General features: G+C 67.0%; 4 protein-coding genes. All 4 read right to left on the bottom strand.

Annotated features, from left to right (window positions below; genetic code table 11):
- Positions 1 to 185 (bottom strand): heat shock protein transcriptional repressor HspR (locus tag AC2VON_RS25155; RefSeq protein ID WP_486955247.1); only part of this gene is annotated, 185 nt, incomplete at its 3' end.
- Positions 186 to 238: 53 nt separating this feature from the next.
- Positions 239 to 1,414, bottom strand: a complete 1,176-nt coding sequence (dnaJ, locus tag AC2VON_RS25150) for a molecular chaperone DnaJ (RefSeq protein WP_486955246.1) — start codon at positions 1,412 to 1,414, stop codon at positions 239 to 241.
- Between the two features lie 23 nt (positions 1,415 to 1,437).
- Entirely contained in the window at positions 1,438 to 2,091 is a 654-nt protein-coding gene (gene grpE, locus AC2VON_RS25145) for a nucleotide exchange factor GrpE (protein ID WP_486955245.1), read from the bottom strand.
- The coding region (locus tag AC2VON_RS25140) for an Hsp70 family protein (protein WP_486955244.1) at positions 2,088 to 2,536 on the bottom strand (449 nt) is incomplete at its 5' end. The genes AC2VON_RS25140 and grpE, both read right to left, overlap by 4 nt.

Genomic DNA, 2,536 nt, shown 5'->3' with positions numbered 1-2,536 from the left:
ACCTGGTTGGTCAACTCGATGATGCGCTTGATGCCGGCCAGGTTGACACCCTCGTCGTGGGACAGCCGTTGCACCTCGCGCAGCAGATCGACGTCATGCTGCGAATAACGGCGCCCGCCACCGGAACTGCGACGCGGGCTGACCAGACCGAGCCGGTCATAGGTCCGCAGCGTCTGCGCATGCATACCGCAGAGTTCGGCGGCCACCGAGATCAGGAAGGTTCGCGAGTCATCCTGGCTCACGATCGATTACCTGCCCATCCGGCCCTGGGGTCGAAGCCGCTGGACCGCTCGGCGTCGGCATAGGCCCGAAGTGCCTCCTGAGCAACACCTTCCAGGTTCGGCGGGACCGCAACCTTGACGGTGACCAGCAGGTCGCCACGGCCTCCGCCACGCTTGGGCACGCCACGGCCGCGCACCCGCAGAATCCGGCCGTCCGCGGTTCCCTTGGGCACCCGCACCCCGACTGTGCCGTCCAGAGTCGGCACCGACAGTGTGGTACCCAGGGCAAGTTCACTGAAGCTGACGGGAATCGTCACGGTCAGGTCGTTGCCGTCGCGGCCGAACAGCTTGTCCGGCCGCACGTGCACGGTCACGTACAGATCACCCGAGGGTGCGCCACGTAGTCCGGCTTCGCCCTGACCGGCCAACCGGATCCGCTGCCCGTCCTCGACACCTGGTGGAATCCGCACGTTGATGGTGCGGGTGCGGGTCGCCACCCCGGTGCCCTTGCACTCCGTGCAGGGGTGCTCGATGATCGAGCCGCTGCCCCGGCAGTCGGTGCAGGGTTCGGAGAAACCGAACGCACCCTGATTGCGGCTGATCACGCCGGAACCGTTACAGCTGGCGCAGACCTTCGGGCTGGTGCCCGGTCGGGCGCCGCTGCCATGACAGTTGGTGCACGGCGCCGGGCTGGTCAACCGCAGCGGCATCGCCACGCCCTTGGCGGCTTCGGTGAAGCTGAGCTCGGCCTCGGTCTCCAGGTCGTTGCCACGCTGCGGTCTGCTGGGCCGTGGTGCGCCGCCACGTCCGAACAGTCCGCCGAACAGGTCGCCGATGTTGGCGCCACCGGCCTGCCCGGCGGCGCCGAACAGGTCGTTGAGGTTGAACTCGGTGCCGTCACCGCCCACGTCGAAGCCGACGAAGTTTCCGCCATCGAAGCGGCGTCGCCCACCCCCGGCAAACAGCCGGCGAGTCTCGTCGTACTCCCTGCGCTTGGCCTTGTCGGTCAGCACATCCCTGGCCTCACCCACGGCCTTGTATCTCTCGTCGGCAACCGGGTCGTTCGGGTGACGGTCGGGGTGATTCTCGGCCAGCAACTTGCGGGCCACCCGCTTGATCTCGTCTTCGCTGGCGTCAGAAGAGACGCCGAGCACTTTGTAAAAGTCCTTTTCGACCCATTCGCGTTGGACCATGCCGCGTCACCTCCTCAGCGCGCTCAGGACGATTCCGCTTCCCGCTCGTCGGATTCGACATCGTCGTCGGGCGTGCCGGCACCACCCGTTTCCGCCGCAGCGTCCTCCGGGACGGTGTCGACCACGCCGACCATGGCGTGTCGCAGCACCTGCTCGCCGAGCTTGTAGCCCTGCCGCATCACGCTGCCGATCACCGGATGGCTGCCGTCGCCTTCGTGCTGGACAGCCTCGTGCAGCACCGGATCGAAGTCGTCACCCTCGGCGCCGAATGCCGCCAGGCCAAGCTTCTGCAGAGCGCCGGCGAGCTTGTCGGCAACCGAGCGGAGCGGACCCGACTCCAGATCACCGTGGCTTCGGGCGCGGTCGAGATCGTCAAGGACGCACAGCAATTCGATCACCACGGCGGCCCTGGCCCGATCCGCGGCAGCCTGCTGATCGCGCAGTGCCCGCTTGCGGTAGTTGGCGAAGTCCGCCTGTACCCGCTGCAGATCGGCGGTCAGCTCGGCGACCTGGTCGATCGTTGCCGCGTCCGAGTTGGCCGGGGCCGGTGCCGCCCTGGCTTCTGTAGCTTCTGTGGCTTCTGCAGTGTGGCGTACCTCGCCGGTCTTCGGGTCGATGCGTCGTTTGTCGGTGACGGTCACCTGTTCGCGCGGGTTGTCCGGGTTTTCCAGGGTCACTTGGCCTCCCGGTCGTCATCGACCACCTCGGCGTCGACGACGTCATCGGCACCGCCGGATCCGTTGCCGGAACCACCACTGGCGGCCTGCTCGGCCTGGGTGGCCTCGTAGATCGCCTGGCCGAGTGACTGCGACTCCTGACCCAGCTTCTCCATCGCGGACTTGATCGCGCCGATGTCGGTGCCTTCCAGTGCCTTTTTGGCATCGGCGATCGCGGCGTCGACCTTGTTCAGCGTGTCCTCGGGGACCTTCGAGCCGCCTTCGGCCTCGCGCTGTTCTTTGACGAACTTCTCGGTCTGATAGACCAGCGACTCGGCCTGGTTGCGAACGTCGGCCTCCTCACGGCGCTTGCGGTCCTCCTCGGCGTGCGCCTCGGCGTCCTTGATCATCCGGTCGATCTCCTCCTGGGACAGGCCGGAGCCCTCCTGGATCTTGATCGTGTTCT

The organism is Mycobacterium sp. TH-M82 (assembly GCF_057473605.1).
The sequence above is the reverse complement of the archived record's forward strand: the minus strand, read 5'-3'. Positions and strand labels throughout refer to the sequence as shown.

What these genes read in the sequence shown, in the direction of transcription:
- dnaJ (WP_486955246.1), bottom strand. Translation starts at nt 1,414, where the DNA reads ATGGTCCAACGCGAATGGGTCGAAAAGGACTTTTACAAAGTGCTCGGC.